The organism is Cohnella sp. GCM10027633 (assembly GCF_042675445.1).
GTDB lineage: Bacteria > Bacillota > Bacilli > Paenibacillales > Paenibacillaceae > Cohnella.
In genome coordinates, this window is sequence record NZ_JBHTGV010000005.1 from 325462 (window position 1) to 342516 (window position 17055).

Annotated in this window: 11 protein-coding genes and 1 pseudogene; 11 read left to right on the forward strand and 1 reads right to left on the reverse strand. The window is 58.2% G+C overall.

The features are described from left to right. Positions 1-154 precede the first annotated feature (154 nt). The 6 genes from ACFQZG_RS14990 (at position 155) to ACFQZG_RS15015 (ending at position 5853) form a co-directional block, all read left to right on the forward strand. Positions 155-1570: an ABC transporter substrate-binding protein gene (locus tag ACFQZG_RS14990; RefSeq protein ID WP_378153846.1), complete on the forward strand. Its 1416-nt coding sequence runs from the start codon at positions 155-157 to the stop codon at positions 1568-1570. A 66-nt stretch (positions 1571-1636) separates the two neighbouring features. Then, on the forward strand, positions 1637-2521 hold the full coding sequence (locus ACFQZG_RS14995) for a carbohydrate ABC transporter permease (protein ID WP_378153848.1): 885 nt from the start codon (positions 1637-1639) through the stop codon (positions 2519-2521). 1 nt (position 2522) lies between these two features. Further along, positions 2523-3359 carry a carbohydrate ABC transporter permease gene (locus tag ACFQZG_RS15000; protein WP_378153850.1) on the forward strand — a complete coding sequence of 279 codons (837 nt, stop codon included), beginning with the start codon at positions 2523-2525 and terminating at the stop codon, positions 3357-3359. 315 nt (positions 3360-3674) lie between these two features. Then, positions 3675-4589 (forward strand): DMT family transporter, encoded by a 915-nt coding sequence (locus ACFQZG_RS15005; RefSeq protein WP_378153852.1) that lies wholly within the window; start codon positions 3675-3677, stop codon positions 4587-4589. Further along, on the forward strand, positions 4586-5536 hold the full coding sequence (locus ACFQZG_RS15010; protein WP_378153854.1) for a hypothetical protein: 951 nt from the start codon (positions 4586-4588) through the stop codon (positions 5534-5536). The genes ACFQZG_RS15005 and ACFQZG_RS15010 overlap by 4 nt, the downstream gene beginning before the upstream one ends. A gap of 53 nt (positions 5537-5589) precedes the next feature. After that, on the forward strand, positions 5590-5853 hold the full coding sequence (locus ACFQZG_RS15015) for an NHLP leader peptide family RiPP precursor (protein ID WP_378153856.1): 264 nt from the start codon (positions 5590-5592) through the stop codon (positions 5851-5853). Here ACFQZG_RS15015 and ACFQZG_RS15020 read toward each other — a convergent pair. Next, complete coding sequence (locus ACFQZG_RS15020) at positions 5838-7751, reverse strand: ATP-binding protein (RefSeq protein WP_378153858.1); 1914 nt, start codon at positions 7749-7751, stop codon at positions 5838-5840. The genes ACFQZG_RS15015 and ACFQZG_RS15020 overlap by 16 nt on opposite strands. 507 nt (positions 7752-8258) lie before the next feature. Here ACFQZG_RS15020 and ACFQZG_RS15025 point away from each other — a divergent pair. The 5 genes and pseudogenes from ACFQZG_RS15025 to ACFQZG_RS15045 form a co-directional block, all read left to right on the forward strand. Beyond that, positions 8259-8402: pseudogene (locus ACFQZG_RS15025) on the forward strand (hypothetical protein); the annotation flags it as partial. A gap of 345 nt (positions 8403-8747) precedes the next feature. Beyond that, on the forward strand, positions 8748-12275 hold the full coding sequence (locus tag ACFQZG_RS15030) for an S-layer homology domain-containing protein (RefSeq protein ID WP_378154072.1): 3528 nt from the start codon (positions 8748-8750) through the stop codon (positions 12273-12275). Positions 12276-12407: 132 nt separating this feature from the next. Further along, positions 12408-14180: a glycerophosphoryl diester phosphodiesterase membrane domain-containing protein gene (locus ACFQZG_RS15035; protein WP_378153860.1), complete on the forward strand. Its 1773-nt coding sequence runs from the start codon at positions 12408-12410 to the stop codon at positions 14178-14180. A gap of 92 nt (positions 14181-14272) precedes the next feature. Then, complete coding sequence (locus ACFQZG_RS15040) at positions 14273-15862, forward strand: spore germination protein (protein ID WP_378153862.1); 1590 nt, start codon at positions 14273-14275, stop codon at positions 15860-15862. Next, positions 15859-17031 carry a Ger(x)C family spore germination protein gene (locus ACFQZG_RS15045; protein ID WP_378153864.1) on the forward strand — a complete coding sequence of 391 codons (1173 nt, stop codon included), beginning with the start codon at positions 15859-15861 and terminating at the stop codon, positions 17029-17031. The genes ACFQZG_RS15040 and ACFQZG_RS15045 overlap by 4 nt, the downstream gene beginning before the upstream one ends. Positions 17032-17055: the final 24 nt, after the last annotated feature.

The window sequence follows — 17055 nt, forward strand, 5'->3', positions numbered from 1 at the left end:
CGCGCGGCTGCTCCCTCGAACGGGCAGAACGCAATTCGGCCGTCATGAGGTAGGTTATACAAACGGATCGAAGATATAGGCTCTAATCCCGTTCGGCTCCGCGTCTTATAATCGAAGCGAAGGCACTATTAACGAAAAGACGGGGGTAATTCTCATGACAAGAACGACGAGAAAATCCGCACTGCTGTCCATGGTCGTCCTGCTGATCGTGGCCCTGCTCGCCGCTTGCGGCGGCAACAACGACAACAAAGAGAACGCATCCGCTTCGCCGTCCGCGTCGACGGCAGCATCCGACACGCCCGCGGCGTCTCCATCCGAAAGCGCTTCCGAAGAAGCGCCTGCCGCGGAGCCTTATACGTTGTCGTTCTTCACGAACAACTCCGACCGCACGGTCGGCCAAGGCAAGATGGAGCAAGACCTGATCGACCAGTACGTGAAGGAGAATCCGCACGTTACGATCAAGGTCGAGACGCTCTCGCCGGACCCGCAATTCCAAGACAAGATCAAAGTATACAACGCTTCGAGCAGCTTGCCCGACATCTTCACCGCGTGGGGTAACACGAACTACTTGAAGCCGCTCATCGACAGCGGCGCGCTGGCGGAGATCAGCAAGGACGATCTCGGCGATTACGGCTTCATCGACGCTGCGCTCGAAGGCTTCAGCGCCGGCGGCAAGCTGTACGGCCTCCCGAGAAACTCCGACTTCTGGGGCATCTATTACAATAAGAAGATTTTCGCGGACAACGGTCTGGCCGTTCCGAAGACCGAAGACGAGCTCATGAACGTCATCAAAGTGCTCAAAGACAAGAAGATCGTTCCGATCGCGCTCGACGGACGCGACGCTTGGGTATCCGGCCTCTGGTTCGACACGATGCTGCAGCGCGTCTCCGGCTCGTTCGATACGTCGAAGAAGGCCATGGACCGCAGCGGCAGCTTCGTCGATCCGGCGACGACCGGCGCGGCCGCGGCGATGCAGCGCTGGGTAGACGCAGGCGCGTTCGGCAGCGGATTCCTGAACCAGGATTACGGCACCGCTCGCAACATGTTCGGCCAAGGCAAAGCGGCCATGTACATGATGGGCCAATGGGAGATGGGCATGGCGGCAGACGCGAACTTCCCGGAAGAAGTGCGCAACAACATCGGCGCATTCTCGTTGCCGACGGTGAACGGCGGCGCGGGCAAGGAAACCGACCTGATGGCATGGTTCGGCGGCGGCTATGCGATCGCCAACAACTCCCCGCATAAGGAAGAAGCGATCGCCTTCCTGAAGTGGATGTTCAAGCCGGAGAATTGGGCGAAGGGCGTATGGCAGAACGGCATCACGTTCCCTGGCCAGAAGTACGACCAGTTCATGACGGGCACCGAGACGGAAGTCCAGAAAGACCTGAGCGCCATCTTCAACAACGCGACCGCATACAGCGGCACGGCGGCGCAAGATAAGTTCTCGGCGGACACGCAGAAGGTGTTCTACGATTCGCTGCAGAAGCTGGAAGCGAAGAAGCTGACGCCTGAAGATTTCGCGAGCGCGATCGACGGCGCGGCGGATCAGAACGCGAAAGCCGCGCAGTAAGCATAGAGCTGGAGGGGGCGGGGGAGCGACTTCCCTTGCCCCTCTTGTCCAGGGAGGGGGAAGCCCATGCATAAGCTCATGAGCGACAGAAGAACGGTTTTCACTCTTATGGCGCCGGGCATGCTGCTGTTCATTCTGATCGTGCTCGTCCCGATCGGGTACAGCTTCTATTACAGCCTGACCGATTGGAACGGCGTCGGGGACTACGGATTCGTCGGACTGCGCAACTACGGCGACATTCTAGGCTCGGACAACGTGTTCGGCCAAGCGCTGCTCAATTCGATCTATATGGGACTCGCCTTGTGCATCGTTCAGCATCCGATCGCCATACTCATCGCCATGCTCGTCACGTACAGCGGACGCTATGAGAAATTCCTTCGCATCGTGATTTTCATCCCGTCGATCATCTCGACGTTCGTCACTTCGAAGCTGTGGGTGAGCATCTTCGATACGCAATTCGGCTTGCTGAACCGGCTGCTCGGCAATATCGGACTCGCGAGCTGGCAGCAGGATTGGCTCGGCAGTTCGAATTGGGCAATCGCCTGCATTATCGTCGTCTGCATGTGGCAAGGGCTCGGTTACGCGTTCCTGCTCTATTACGCCGGGATTAAGGGAATCTCCCAAGAGCTGTACGAGGCGGCTATGCTCGACGGCGCTTCCAAGGCGCAGGTCAACCTGAAGGTCGTGCTGCCGCTGCTGGCGCCGGTACTCCGCATCAACATGGTGCTCGCGGTCGTGTCCGCGTTCAAGCAGATCGAGACCGTCTACCTGATGACTGGCGGAGGACCGTTCAACAGCACGCAATTCATGTCCACGTATTTGTATACGAAGGCGTTCCGGGAAAATATGTACGGCTACGGCAACGCGGTATCGATCCTTCTCATCGTCATCTGTCTGCTCGTGACGGTCGCCATGAACCGCGCGATGAGACGCGAAACGGAGGAACGATAACATGCGCATCGGAGCCAAGCACGCCACTCGCACGCTGCTCGTCGGGTTCATGACGATCCTTGTCGCGCTGGAGATTTTCCCTCTGTTATGGTTGTTCAACTTCTCGCTGCTCAAGAGCGGCGACTTCTTCGGGTCGGATATTCTGAAGTGGCCGAATCCGCCGATGTTCAAGAACTACTCCGACGCCTTCGTGAACGCGCACATTCCGAAGCTGTTCTGGAACAGCGTGCTCATCGCCGGCGTCTCCATCGGAGTCATCGTGCTCGCCTCCGTCATGATGGGGTACGCGTTAACCCGCATGCAGTGGAAGTGGCGGAAGCCGACGCTTACGCTATTGATGGCGGGCATGATCATCCCGATCTATTCGACGCTGCTGCCGACGTTCAGCTTGTTCCACGAGACGGGCATTCTGAATACGTATTGGGCGATGATCCTGCCGTACGCGGCGTTCCAGATTCCGATCAGCATGTACATCATGACGGGCTTCATCGAGTCGGTACCGCGCGCGCTCGAGGAGGCGGCGGTCATGGACGGCATCGGGGTGCCGGGGCTGCTGTTCCGCATCATTCTGCCGATTCTGAAGCCGGCGATCGCGACGATCGCGGTGCTTGCGTTCCTCAGCTGCTGGAACGAATTCATCATGGCCGTCACGTTCATCGACAAGGACTCGCTTCGCACGCTGCCGTTCGCGGTCGTCTACTTCATGGGGCAGTACTCGTCCAACTACGGCGCGCAGTTCGCGGTGCTGGCGATCATTACGATTCCGTCGATTCTCATCTACCTGTTGTTTACCGATCAGATTAATCGCGGGTTGACCGCGGGGGCGGTTAAGGGGTAAGGGCTAGTGCGTGTAGGACCGAAGCTCTCCTTCGAGGGCTTCGGTTTTTTTGTCGGCTCATTGCCGCTCCTCCAGACACAGTGGCCTCTATTTCGCCGATATTGCCATCGTAATGACTCGTTGCGGACCTCATTGACCTTATACGCGCCTCCACCATGGTTTTTCCAATTTCACTCCCACAATAAGTGCACCTGAGTCCGCCAACTCGCGAATATCGGCCAATATTACTCTGATAACGTCATCTGTGTCCGCCCGCGGAAAAATGGTATGGTAGAGGCAGGAAAGCAGCAACGAGGATAGGGAGAGTTAGACAACATGAATTCGCGCACGCAATGGAAATCGAGCTTATTGCTTCTCATAACCGCTTGTATATGGGGCTTCGCCTTCGTGGCGCAGCGGGAAGGAATGGAGCATATCGGGCCGTTCACGTTCAACGCGGTCCGGTTCGCGCTGGGGGCGCTCTCGCTGGTGCCGCTAATACTATGGCTCGACCGCAAGTCCGGGCATGCGCGCCAAGTGATCCGGGCCTCGTACGGCAGTGCGTCTGTCGCCGGCTTCTGGGCGGGGCTCGTCCTGTTCGCAGGCTCCTCGTTGCAACAGGTCGGGTTGCTCTATACGACCGCGGGCAAGGCGGCCTTCATCACGGGTCTGTACATCGTCATCGTGCCGTTCATCGGCGTGCTGCTGCGACAGCGGTTGTCGTCCAACAGTCTCGCGGGGGCGGTACTCGCCGTAATCGGCCTCTACCTGCTCTGCATGACGAACGATCTGACGCTAGGTGAAGGGGATGCGTACGAGCTGGTCGGCGCGTTCTTCTGGGCAGGCCATATTCTGTTGATCGACAGGCTGTCGAAGAAGACGGACGTGCTGAAGCTGTCGCTGTTCCAGATCATTACGTGTTCCGTGCTTAGCCTCGCCGTTGCGCTTGCGAAGGAGACGATCGAGTGGACGGGGATAACGGCTGCGCTCGTACCTTTGCTATATGGAGGCATCTGCTCCGTCGGCATCGCGTATACGCTGCAGATCGTCGGGCAGAAGGGGGCGTCTCCTACGCAAGCGGCAATCATCATGAGCTTGGAGACGGTGTTCGCGGCGATCGGCGGCTATCTGATTCTGGATGAGGTGTTAGGACCGCGCGGCGTCATCGGGTGCTTGTTCATGCTTGTCGGCATGGTCGTGCCGCAGGCGTGGGCCGGTAGAAGGCTAAAGGTCGGGAGGTCGGACGGGTGAGCGTAATCGAGGAGTACCGGGACGAAATCGCTTGGGTATTCGGGGAAGCTTCGCGGGAGATGGAGAGCTTGCCGGACGGGCTGCGGGAGATCGGACAAGCGTTGCTGACTCGGAGCAATCCGTTGACGAACGGGGGCGGCACGAATGCGATCAGCTATCTGTTGCCTTACTGGCTGCAAGAGCGGACGGGGACGCCTCTTACGCTGAGCCGTGAGCTGTCGGTAGGCAATCTCTATATGATGCTTCACTATTTCGTGCTGGACGACGCAATGGATGGAGGCACGGGAAGACTAGCGGCGGGCCTGCGCCGATCGCTCGCGCTCGGGCAGTTGCTGCAAGTCATGTACCGGGAGCGGTATGCGAGGTACTTCTCGAACGAATCGCCGTTATGGGCGTACGAGCGGCGATATGCCGAGGAGTGGGCTGCAGTCGTCAGCCGCGAAGGCGCGGCGCCGGTCGATCCCCGAGATCGCGGGAAGCTGGCGGGCAAGGCGGCGCCTATTAAACTATGCGTGGCTGGATTACTATTGTCGGCAGGTCAACCGGAGCATATTGCCGATATGGAGGAGGCCGTCGAGCTTGCGTTGGCCGTGCTTCAGCTGTCGGACGACTGGGAGGATTGGCGCGAGGATCTGGCCGAGTCGAACGGCAACGCCTTCCTAACAATCGTAAGAGATAAGCTGGATTGGCCGGCAGGCGTGCCGCTCGATGAACAGAATATTCGTCGGGGGATCTACCGCCATGGCTGCGCGAACGCGCTAGCCGATATCGCGGCGGAGTATAGCGAGAGGTTGAACGGTATGCCGGATGTGCCTTCTCGGCTTGCGGGATTCGGCAGCGCGATTGCTCGGGATCTGCGTGCCGAGGCACGGAATGTCGATGAATCGGTACACGGACTGGCGACCGGGGGCGGTTGGTCACATTTTTTGTCGAATCTATCAAATTAATGACGATATTAGGCCCATAGTCATGGTAAAATAGGGAAGAACCCTATTAAACGATGAAGGTCGTGAAGCGCATGTCGGTAGATTCATTGAAGGTTCAGATCATCAAGAAAGCTTGGGAAGATCCGGCATTTAAACAACAATTGCTAGCCGACCCCAAAACCGCGCTTCAGCAAGCATTCGGCATCGAGGTGCCGGCGGACATCGGACTGAAGGTAGTGGCGGAAACACCGTCCGAATACGTCCTCGTTATTCCGCCGAATCCGGAAGACGTTATCGGTGGAAACAAAGACGATCTACCGGGTTACACTTGGGGTTGATTTGACTGAACAAGCGGGAACCGAATGATGGCTTCGGTTCCTTTTCCTTTTTCGCTGCGGAATTCGATCGTCCCCTGCATGACCTCGATGATCCGAAACGTGACCATGAGACCGAGTCCCGTGCCCTTTGTCTTCGTGGAGAAGTAAGGCTCGCCGAGCTTGGCGATCTGGTCCGGCTCCATCCCCTCCCCGGTATCCACGATTCGAATGACCGCCACGTCTTGTTCCGCGTAAGCTTCGACTTCCACGACTCCGCTTCTCTTCAACGCCTCGATGCTGTTCTTGATCATGTTCATGAACGCTTGTTTAAACTTCGAAGAATTGCCGAGCACATATAGCTTGTCGGGTATGCGAATCTGGAGAGCCGCGCCGTGATAAGCGGCCAATGGCGTAATGATCGTCTCGATCTGGGTCATCTCTTGCTGAATATCGAGTTTAATGATCGTATCCAGCTCGGGCTTCGCGAAGGTAAGGAAGTCGGTAATGATCGTCGACGCCCGGTCCAACTCGCTGATGGCCATGTTGAAATGAGGCTTCGTCGCTTCGTCCGACTTGCCCGAGATCAATTGCAGGAAACCTCGCGTCACTTGCAGCGGATTCCGTACCTCGTGGGCGATCGAAGCGGCGAGATCGCTGATGAACTTGAGCTTCTCCGTGCGCTGCAGCCGATGGTTGAATAGCTCTAGTTCCTTGGAGTAGGCAAGCAACTGTCTATAGTCTGCCGAAATTCGTCGGGCCAACACGATAACGAGCGAGAAGATGAGCATGACGATACCGATTTTCCAATAGAAGAGCATGGATGCCGTATCGTTAGCGTACAGTCGCATTAAATCCGCAATTCCCATAATCGTCAGGGCAAGGAAGCCGGAAGCAAGGATGATGCTATTCTTGTTTCCGCGAATCGATTGGATCACCGACAGGCTGAGTACCAGTACCAAATGGACCAATATGAACGGGGCCAGAATCCAGAACGTGAACAGCTTGTAATAGAAGAAGAACGGCTCCCCGACGATTTGATTCGTGATCAGGACGAGAACGCAGAACGCGGAATAAAACGCGAACCATTGTCCGAATTTCTTGAAGAACGCGAGTTTGCCCTCGAAGATCGATGCTACATAGAAGTGGAGGGCGGGGAAGAGCACGAGCATCGACATGTCGAACAGAAACTGAAGCTCGTTCCCGAACTCCTTAAAGTAGACGAACGGTAAAGTCGAGTAAGTCAGGATCATGATGCTAGACGTCAGAGCGATCAGGCTGAGCGATACCCAAGCGCCGCGTTGTCCGCGATTCAAGTAACCGGAGATCAGCAGCATTATGATCGCCAGGAAGGCGACGGCAGCCCCAAGCAACAAACTCGGCATCTCCTGATGGATGTACCATTCGGAGAGTTCGTTGTAATTGCCGATTCTAATCGGGCTGCCCAGCCCGGCTCTGTCTACAGACTCGATTCGAACATATAAATTGGTCGGTTCGGGATTAGGCGTAAGCGCGACGAGAAGCATGTTCCGATCGTAAGTAAAGTCCCGAGTCGAACGATAGAGCAGTCGCTCTTTCTCGTAGACTTCTATGTTGATTCCGTACATATGGCTGACGAGAAGCCCTGGATTCAGCCAGTGGTCGGTTGGCGGAATGACGATATGCACCCACGCGCCGTCGTACTCCTGAGGCATCGTCGTCAGAGGCTTTTCCGTATTCGCGGGAAGCCATTGCGCGGTATCGGAAGGCGCATGGTCCGTATCGCTTAGTTGATCCATCCATTGAATTTCCCACTGCTTAACGATGGCGTCCGGCGGGTTGGCGTCGATATCGGTATCGGCATATCCGGTCCGAGGGTTGGCGAGTAGAATCGTAGCTGCGAGGACGAGTAGGATAACCGCTTGGAAGCGGGATAGATTCATCGGTTCACCTCAGATAGAAAGAGCGCATGTCAGGTATATAATTCGACAGCGTTCGATATTGTCCTGTTATTTCGTAATCCATTTTTCCTGTTTTTTCATTTCCGTGTGGATGAAATATAGCAAAAACAGAGGAGATTAGCGTTTTATGGCGAATTATTATTGTTGGTTATCCACTTTATCCGTAAGGGGAATTGAATGATGTTCAAGAAAATACTCTCGTCGGCGCTCATGATTACGATCGTTGCAACGATGCTGACTAATGTGCTTATACCCGTAAAACACGCTGCCGCGGCGGATGATTGGATTGATATCGGTTCAGCGTTAGAACTGAAGAATATTACCGACATGACCGGAAAATATCGGCTGACGGCGGATATCGACTTGTCCGGATACGCCAGTGGAACCGGATGGGTGCCGATCGGAAGCTGGGGAACTCCTTTCACCGGGAAGTTCGACGGTAACGGGCACACGATTCGGAATTTGAAGATTAATTCGACGGGTAACTACATGGGCTTATTCGGTGCAACTTCAGGAGCTGTTACCTTATCCAACCTTCGTCTGACGAACGTGTCGGTAAAGGGAACCTCGTCCGTTGGAGGTTTAGTAGGTTTCTTAGGAACGAATGGGACAATATCCCAATCTTCCGTAGAGGGGACTGTAACGGGGAGCGATAGTATCGGGATGCTCGTCGGCTACTTTCAATGGTCGACAATTGAGAATAGTTACGCAACCGGGCAACTAGAGGTCGAGTCGCCTACCGTTGATGGCGGGTTCGGAGGGTTGGTCGGTTACGCAACTAGTAATAGTTTTGGCACATTAGGCAGGATAAGTAACTCTTATTCGTCGACGGTTATTGATTCAGGACCGAATGCAGGCGGATTGGTCGGCCGAACGGAATCTCCGCCAGTTACCGTTAGCAACTCTTACTGGGACACCGAAACGAGCGGAAGAAACACCTCCGCCGGGAACGGCGGAGTCGGCAAGACGACCGCCCAGATGAAAAGCGTAGAGACGTACGCGGGATGGGATTTCACGTCGACATGGGGGATCATCGAGGGGAGTACTTACCCGTTGCACCGGACGCAATACGAACTCGTGACGCTGGCCGGGCTTTCCGTAACCGATGCGACCTACTCCTCCTTGCCGCTTAATCGGGCTTTTGCTCCGAACTATGGCGTTTATTCGGCGCATGTCCCGTATAAGACCAACGAGATAAACGTCGGCGCGGCGGTGACGGGTCCTTCCTCGGTGGAGGTCGACAACACAGGCAGCCCCGTGGCGGCGGTCTCACTCGATCCGGGGCCTAATATCATTCCGATCAAAGTGATTGCGCCGGACGGCTTGAACGCGACATACACGCTCAACGTCTATCGCGAGGGCGGCACGACGGCGTATCCTCACGAAATCTCGAGCGCCGCGCAGCTGGCGAAGATCGGGGACACGACGGAAGGCTACGATTTAACGGATTCGTATAAGCTTACGGCCGACATCGATTTGTCCGGTGTGGGCTGGACGCCGATCGGTACGGCAGGACTGCCATTTAAAGGCGAATTCGACGGTGACGGCCATACGATCGGCAATTTAAAGATCGATAGAACAGATCCCGACACAGGATTGTTCGGCGTAGTCGAGAATGCGAAAATAAGTGATCTTGCCTTGTCAGATGTCAATGTCAAGGGTGATCTTCGTGTAGGCGGCTTGACCGGCACTGCTATCGATTCCGACATTTCGAGAGTTGCGGTGAATGGTACGGTACAAGGTGGCATGAGAGTCGGAGGAATGGTCGGGCTTCTAAGCGATAGTACGTCCACGTTAGACGAATCCTATTCGGCTGCTCATGTAACAGGTACCGCCGGACATTCCGGCGGTTTAATAGGAACTGCGAATAATAGCCCTATAATTACCGATTCCTTCTGGGATATAGATGAAAGCGGACAATCAACATCTGCCGGCGGAGAAGGCATGTCTACCTCGGATATGTTGATACCGACGATGTATACGAACTGGACGTTCGGACCCGGCAATGATTGGGGCATGATCGAAGGTACAACTTATCCGATGCCTTACGCGAGCTTTGTTCGCGCATCACTCAGCGGATTGTCCGTAACTGCGTCGGGCAATCCTGTCCCACTGGACAAACTCTTCGATGCGGGAGCGGGTGAATACGAAGCTGCGCTTAGCGCCCCTATCGCGCAAGCGAGCATCGCCGCAAGCGTCGCGAGCGCCGGAGCGACGATCGCATACACTGGCGCGACGGCAGGCGGTGTCGTCGATCTCGGTCTCGGCGCGAATCCGGTCGAGATCCGGGTGACGGGACCGGGCAACGCGGCGAAAGGTCTCTATAAGCTGAACATTGAGGTTCCTACTCCGGAGGCGATCGACGTAGACGTGCCGGCGAACGGAACATACGGAATCGAAGACAAGCTGATGTTCACGGTCGAATACTCGCATTCCGTCGACGTAACGGGAACTCCCGTACTGCCGATCACCGTAGGCAGCGCGACCGTTAACGCGACATATATAGGGAAAGCGCCGGGGCATCCGGAGCGTCTACAATTCGTCTACACGGTACGAGCAGGAGACTTGGATACGAACGGCTTAGCGGTAGACTTAGCCATCGTCGCCGACTCGCCGGCGTCGATCACGGCCCTGGGAGACAACGTCCCGTTGACGCTACCTGTTTCTCCGAGCTTGACCGGAATCATCGTGGAAGGCAACGCGCCGACGATCGGACTGACGCCTTCGACGACGGCGCCGACGAATGATCCGGTGACCGTTACGGTAACGGCGAACGGTACGGACAGCAATATCGTCGCGTTGAAGTGGGCGGCAGGCACGCATCCCGCATCTTACTTCGCGAGCGCGGGCACGGCCGTCTCCGGCGGCACGTTCCAAGCGGACGATAACGGAGCCTATACGGTGTATGCCACCGACGAAGCGGGGAACGCGACGGTCGAGGCGATTACGATCGCCAACATCGTCTCCGACTTGCCGACGATCTCCCTCGGTCGATCGCCGACCGGCGTGACGAACGCCGGCGTAGACGTCAGCATCACGGCTTCGGCGAACAACGAAGCGGGCGGTAACTCGCTGACCGCCCTGAAATGGGCAACGGGCTTGCTTGCCGCGGCGGACTTCGCCGCGGATCCGGCACTCGGTACTGACGTGCTCGTCTCGCGGAGCTTCCACGTCGCGACGAACGGCACCTACACGGTATACGCGGTAGATGAAGCAGCCAACGCGAAGGTCGAGACGGTCACGATCGCCAATATCGTGACGCAGCCGCCGACGCTCGCGCTCGACTACAATCCGAAGGGTGCCGGACAAGCTCGCGTGGATATTAGCGTCACGGCGTCCGTCTACGACGCGGGCATCGGGAACGTGCTTGCCGAGCTTAGGTGGGCGGAAGGCGCCCGCGCGGCAAGCGACTTCGCCGATCCGGCGCTCGGCGCCGACGTGCCGGCAATCGGCACGTTCAGCGTCGATAAGAACGCGACGTACACCGTATTCGCTGCCGATGCCGCGGGCAACACCCGAGTAGAGACGATTGTGATCTCGAATATCCAAATTCCTTCGACGTGGGTGCCGACGCCGGACCCCGATCGCGAGTCGTTCTTCCTCGTTCCAGGTCGGGAGTACAAGCTCGAGCTGGACGGCATGGTTCTGATCGTTCCGGCCGGCGCGATTACCGAATCGATGACGATTACGATCAAGCGCGCGACGAAGGAAGCGGAGAGCCGGCTCGCCGGCGGGCAGATGCTGCTGGCGGATGCGTTCGAGCTGACGAAGAGCGTGCCCGGCAAGTTCGGGGTGCCGTTGCGATTGGAAATTCAAGTAAAGGACACTTTGATCTCGGATTCGTCCCTCTATTATTACGACGAAGCGGCCGACCGCTGGATTGCGATCAAGAGCAAGTCCTCCGGTAATACGATCGCAGGGGAGACGGATCACTTCACGTTGTTCGCCGTCTTGCCGGCGCAAGCCGAACTGTCCGATATCGTGGGTCATTGGGCGGAGCAAGACATCCGTGACGGCGTGGCGAGAGGATGGGTCGACGGCTATCCCGACGGCACGTTCGCTCCTAACCGAACGGTCACGAGGGCGGAGTTCGCCGTTATGCTCGGTCGCCTTCTCGGATGGACGAACGGTCAAGCGCTGACCTTCTCGGATGCCGGCACGATTCCGGAATGGGCTGCCGAAGCGATCGCGGGAGCCGTGCAAGCGGGCGTCGTCGGCGGCTATCCGGATGGCAGCTTCCGTCCGAACGGCAGCATCGGACGTACCGAGGCAGCCGTCATGATCGCGAGAGCCGCGAAGTTGACCCCGTCCGCAGCCGAGCGTACGGCATTCGCCGACGACGAGGGAATTGCCGCATGGGCGAAGCCGCTAATCGAAGCCGGACGCGGAAACGGGCTGCTGCAAGGCGGCAACGGCAATAAGTTTGCTCCTGCGGCGCTGACGACGCGGGCGGAAGCGATCGTGCTGCTGAAGCGACTAGACTCGTACATCCGACGCAATGTATAGATAAGCCATTCGGCCGGTATCGTCCGCGCAACGCGCGACGGTACCGGTTTTTTCATACTGGCATTGCCCGCGTCTATCGTGTATTTTTAATAAAACATAACCGAGAGCGGCCGGTAGAAAGGACGGAAAACCATGCTGAGATGGATCAATAGAAGCTTGCGGGACTTCCGTGCCGCCTACCCGAAGCTGTTGCTCTTCGAATATCTGTTCATGCTGCTGACGAGCGTCGTCATTATTCCGATTATTACGCTGATATTCAACCGGGTGCTGACGGTCGTCGGCTCCGGCGCGCTCATGAACGACGAGATCATGTCGCTCGGCTTGGACTGGCGGGGCATGCTCGGCCTGGCGGCGATCGGCATGGTCGCTTCGCTGGCGGTGTTCATCGAGCTGAGCGTGCTGATCATCGTCGTGCAGCAACGGTACTTCGGCAAGGGAATCGCGATCGCGGACGCCTTGCTGACCGCGCTCCGCCGGACGCCTCGGCTGCTGGGGTTCGGCGTCGTCCAGCTGTTCGTGCTGCTGCTCGTGCTCATTCCGTTCGTCGATTCTCCTCTGTCGGAATCGTTCTACGCGCTGTTCAACGTGCCGATCTTCCTTCGCCGCAACGTCGAGGGGCTATCGCTCGTCATGACCGCCGTCTACTTGGTGCTGTTGCTGGGGGCGCTGTACCTCGTGCTGCGGTGGATATTCGTTCTTCATTACATCGTGTTGGACGGGAAAACGATCGGCGAAGCCGTCCGCAGCAGCTACGCGTTGACGCGCGGCAAGCGGACGAGGGTGCTCGCGACGTTGTTCCTGACGAACGCGCTCGTCATCGGCACGGGCTTCGCGGCGCTCTCGTCGCTGTCGTTCCTGCCGTATTGGATCGATTCCAACGTGCTCAAGGCGTTCACGGAGCATTATTCGCTTACGCTGTCCACGATGCTGACGTATATGCTGACGCTGACGATCATGCCGGTCAACATCATCCTGCTGACCCGGTTGTTCTACGCGTTCGAACGGGAAAGAGGGACGTTGCCGAGAGATCGGTTGAAGACGTCCGGCAGCTTCGTCGGGAGATGGGAGAATCGTCTGGCGGACGCCGTGAAGCGATACGGGCGCAAGCGGTCGCTCTTCGCGGCGGTCGCGGCTATCTATGCGGGACTGGCGTTATTCGTCGGTTTCAAGGCGAGCGACAATCTGGTCTACGCGAAGTGGAGCGTGCTCATCTCGGCCCATAGAGGCGACGCGGAGAGCGGGCCGGAGAATTCTCTGCCCGCCATCCTCGGCGCGATCGACAAAGGCATACATTCCGTGGAGATCGACGTGCAACTGACGAAGGACGGCGTGGCGGTGCTCAACCACGATGCGACCTTAAGGCGAATGTCGGGCTTTAACGCCCGAGCGGCCGATCTGACTTACGCGCAGACGAGAGAGCTGACGATCGGTCGGCTGGAGGACGGCACGCCGGTACCCGTCGCGACGCTGGAGGAAGCGTTGGCCGAGGCCAAAGGGCGCATTAAGCTACTGATCGACCTGAAGCCGTACGGTCCTGGCGAGCAACTCGTCCGGGAGACGCTCCGGTTAATCCATGCCTACGGGATGGAAGAGGAAGTCTACATCCAGTCGTTCGACGGCAGCCTGCTCCGGCTCATCCGGCAGCTCTCCCCCGACGTGCGCATCGGGCAAATCATGTATTTCGCGCTTGGCAATTTAACCGCGCTTGACGTGGACTTCTATACGATCGAACAGATTATGGTCACCGAGCAACTGCTGGACCGGGCCCACGCGGCCGGCCGCGAGGTGTGGGTGTGGACCGTCAACGGTCCGCACGATCTGAAGGAAGTGCTGAAGTTTCCGATCGACGGCATCATCACCGATACGCCGGCGCTCGCCCAGTCGACGGTCGGAGTCGACTTGTAGCGAGCGGGCTCGGACGATCCGCTTGCATGGCAGAGGATACCGTTGGAAACAATACGGGTTGCGACCAGTATTAACCAACGGAGGCGGAGTGCATGTCACGACAACGGAACGGCGGAAGGGTCGGAAGATCGGGCCGTGCAGCTCCCGGCACCGGCCTGGGCAACCGAGAACGGGGCGCCGACGGAGAGCCGATCTCGCCGGATCTGGCGACGAGCCGGGGGAAGATCGCGGATGCGTTCGACCGTTGCGAGGATCTTGTCATTCTCGACTGGCGCTACGGACCCGACCTTGCCTACGGTGCGTTCTCCGTCTACTTCAGCACGCTGATTCAAGAGAAGAAGTGCAATTATATGAAAGAATCGCTCCAGGACTTGGTCGATCGCGAGGTCGGACGCGGGGAGACGCTGTCGCCGGAAGACGTCATTGACTTCTTCGGGCGCAACGGCGTCTCGGCGCAGTCGGCGACCGTGCTGGACCATTACGAGGATGCGGTTCACGATATTCTCGACGGCGCGATCGTGATCTTCTTCAGCGGGTGGGACCGCGTGCTGAGCTATAACGCGATGAACGTAACGATGCGCGAAGTGAGCGAGTCGATCACGGAGCCGGTCGTGCAAGGACCGCGCATGAGCTCGGTCGAAGAGTTGGACAAGAATATCGGCTTGTTGCGCAGCTTATTGAAGTCTCCGAACTTCAAGCTCGAGACGTTCGTTACCGGCCGGGAGAGCCGCCGCGACGTCGCGTACGGGTACCTCGAAGGGGCGGTCAACCCCGAGACGCTCGAGGAATTCAAGCGCAGAATCGCGGACGTCGGCGAGGAAGAGATTCTGGAGACGTCCTACCTGGAGGAGTGGATCGGCGAGGCGAAGTATTCGCCGTTCCCGCAGGTGCGGTACACGGAGCGGCCCGACGTATGCGTGGCGGCGCTGCTGGACGGCAAGATCGTCGTCATGGTGCACGGAACGCCGACGCTGATGATCTGTCCCGGCTTGTTCTTCGAATATTTCTCTGCCAGCGAGGACTATTATCATCGGCCCTTGTTCTCCTCGTTGATCCGCTTGCTGCGTGTCGGAGCCTTCTTCATCGCGCTTCTGCTGCCGAGCTCGTATATCGCCATGACCACGTTCCATTCGGAATTGATTCCGACCGTATTGCTGCTGGCGATTCTCGATACGAGGGAAGGCATTCCCTTCCCCGCGTTCGCCGAAGCGCTGCTGATGGAATTCTTCTTCGAGGTACTTCGCGAAGCCGGCATCCGCATGCCAAGGCCGATCGGTTCCGCCGTCAGCATCGTCGGCGCGCTCGTCATCGGTCAAGCGGCGATACAAGCGAAGATCGCATCCCCGGTCATGGTCATCGTCGTCGCGCTTACCGGCATCGCTTCGTTCGCGCTTCCTCAATACAACATGGGCATCGCGCTTCGCATACTCCGGTTCCCTCTCATGCTGCTAGCGGCATCGCTCGGAGGTCTCGGCATCATGATCGGATTGCTGCTCATGATGCTGCACCTGACCTGCCAGCGGTCGCTCGGGCAACCGTACTTATCCTCGGTCGAGCCGCTGGACGTCCGCCGTCTCCGCGATATTCTCGTCGTCGTTCCCCGGAAGCTGCTGACGCATGCCCCGCGCAACCGTCACCGGCACGGACGGGCCTCCGCCTCGGGAAAGGGCAGGATCAGATGACTCGGCACGCGTTGATCGTCGTCGTATTGGTCGCGGTTATCTCTTGCGCGGGGTGCGACAAGGCGGAATTGACGGCTTACGGCTTCACGCAGGCGATCGCGATCGATCTCTTGGACGACGGCCAGGTCGCGATAACGACGTTGTTCTACAACCCTTCGGGCAACGGAGAGCAGGGGACGAAGCCGGACAAGAAGAACGGGATCCGGATCCGGACGGAAGCGCCGACGCTGTTCGAAGCGGTCCGGGACATCCCGCTGTTGTTCGGCCGCAAGGCGAAGTGGGACCATATGAGGGTCATTCTGATCGGGGAAGAAGTCGCCCGCAGGAAGGACGTCGGGGAGATGCTCGAATTTTTCTACCGCGACCACGAGCCGCGTACGACCGTTCCGTTGTTGCTCACCCAAGGGAGGGCCGGCGATTACTTGGCCGTGAAGCCTTATATCGAGAACACGATCGGCCAACAATTGAAGCGAATCGAAGAGATGAGCGTCAGCTACTCCGCGAAGACGATTCGAACGAGGTTGTTGGAGCTCGCGATCGAGCTGAAAAGCCAGACGGGGATCGCGACGTTGCCGTACTTGTACCGTCTCCCGGGCACGAACGAAGTAGCCGTGTCGGGCGTCGCGCTGTTGAAGGGAGGCAAGCTCGCCGGGGGCGTTCTCTCCTCAGCGCGCACGCGCGCGTTGATCATGCTGCTGGACGAGTTCGAGAACGGAGTCGTCGATGCGCCTTGCGGGGACCCGCGGGGAGAAGGGTCGTCGGACGAGCGTCCCGGCAGGGAATCGTTCGAAGTGCTGCGTCTCCATTCGAAGCTAACGCCGGTTCTCCAAGGCGACGAGCTCACGATTCGGACGCGCATCGAGATGACGCTGTCTACGAACGAGCTTCGGTGCTCGTCGATCGCGACGCCGGAGGAGGAGAAGGCGTTCCGGTCGCGCATCGAGGAGTCGGTCGACGCGAACGTAAGAGACATTATCGCGGAGCTGCAGCGCCGGCGAGCCGACGCGATCGGCATCGGGGACCGCATCTACCGCCGCAGTCCCCGTCGGTGGAAGGAACTGAAGCCGCAATGGGACGCGATCTTCGCGAGCGCCCGCGTCGAGACGAGCGTGAAGGTCGACATCATTAGTACGGGAATGTCCATCGGGAAGCCGTTCTCGAGCCGTTAGGCCGCTCATGGCAAGGGCAAAGGG

Coding starts and splice junctions, on each gene's coding strand:
- ACFQZG_RS14990 (WP_378153846.1), top strand. CDS start 155: ATGACAAGAACGACGAGAAAATCCGCACTGCTGTCCATGGTCGTCCTG.
- ACFQZG_RS14995 (WP_378153848.1), top strand. CDS start 1,637: ATGCATAAGCTCATGAGCGACAGAAGAACGGTTTTCACTCTTATGGCG.
- ACFQZG_RS15000 (WP_378153850.1), top strand. CDS start 2,523: ATGCGCATCGGAGCCAAGCACGCCACTCGCACGCTGCTCGTCGGGTTC.
- ACFQZG_RS15005 (WP_378153852.1), top strand. CDS start 3,675: ATGAATTCGCGCACGCAATGGAAATCGAGCTTATTGCTTCTCATAACC.
- ACFQZG_RS15015 (WP_378153856.1), top strand. CDS start 5,590: ATGAAGGTCGTGAAGCGCATGTCGGTAGATTCATTGAAGGTTCAGATC.
- ACFQZG_RS15020 (WP_378153858.1), bottom strand. CDS start 7,751: ATGAATCTATCCCGCTTCCAAGCGGTTATCCTACTCGTCCTCGCAGCT.
- ACFQZG_RS15030 (WP_378154072.1), top strand. CDS start 8,748: ATGAAAAGCGTAGAGACGTACGCGGGATGGGATTTCACGTCGACATGG.
- ACFQZG_RS15035 (WP_378153860.1), top strand. CDS start 12,408: ATGCTGAGATGGATCAATAGAAGCTTGCGGGACTTCCGTGCCGCCTAC.
- ACFQZG_RS15040 (WP_378153862.1), top strand. CDS start 14,273: ATGTCACGACAACGGAACGGCGGAAGGGTCGGAAGATCGGGCCGTGCA.
- ACFQZG_RS15045 (WP_378153864.1), top strand. CDS start 15,859: ATGACTCGGCACGCGTTGATCGTCGTCGTATTGGTCGCGGTTATCTCT.